We start from the raw sequence: 507 nt of genomic DNA on the forward strand, positions 1-507 counted from the left end.
CAGATTCTCCAATAGCTCAGTCGGTAGAGCGACGGACTGTTAATCCGCAGGTCCCTGGTTCGAGCCCAGGTTGGAGAGCCATCTACTAATCTCCCATAGCTCAGTCGGTAGAGCGACGGACTGTTAATCCGCAGGTCCCTGGTTCGAGCCCAGGTGGGAGAGCCAAGATTCTAAAAGCCCGCATCTATTGCGGGCTTTTTCTTTTCTAATCATTTAAAGTTTTGCTATTATTTTTAATAAAATCAATGTTTCGAATATTTTTAAACCAAACGATTAGATATTCTCACTAATTCTATTATTAAGACTTGACCCAGCCCCCTTTCCTGCCTAAAATCCTTTTCCAGATTCTCCAATAGCTCAGTCGGTAGAGCGACGGACTGTTAATCCGCAGGTCCCTGGTTCGAGCCCAGGTTGGAGAGCCATCTACTAATCTCCCATAGCTCAGTCGGTAGAGCGACGGACTGTTAATCCGCAGGTCCCTGGTTCGAGCCCAGGTGGGAGAGCCAA

General features: G+C 47.7%; 4 tRNA genes. All 4 read left to right on the forward strand.

Features of this window, described 5'->3' with window-relative positions:
* Positions 1-5: 5 nt before the first annotated feature.
* Positions 6-81 (forward strand) — tRNA-Asn (locus KTH84_RS18980).
* A gap of 8 nt (positions 82-89) precedes the next feature.
* Positions 90-165 (forward strand) — tRNA-Asn (locus KTH84_RS18985).
* A gap of 181 nt (positions 166-346) precedes the next feature.
* Positions 347-422 (forward strand) — tRNA-Asn (locus tag KTH84_RS18990).
* An 8-nt stretch (positions 423-430) separates the two neighbouring features.
* A tRNA-Asn gene (locus KTH84_RS18995) sits at positions 431-506 on the forward strand.
* Position 507 lies beyond the last annotated feature (1 nt).

Origin of the sequence: Acinetobacter sp. WU_MDCI_Abxb74, assembly GCF_025513915.1 — a bacterium.
Lineage (GTDB): Bacteria > Pseudomonadota > Gammaproteobacteria > Pseudomonadales > Moraxellaceae > Acinetobacter > Acinetobacter calcoaceticus_C.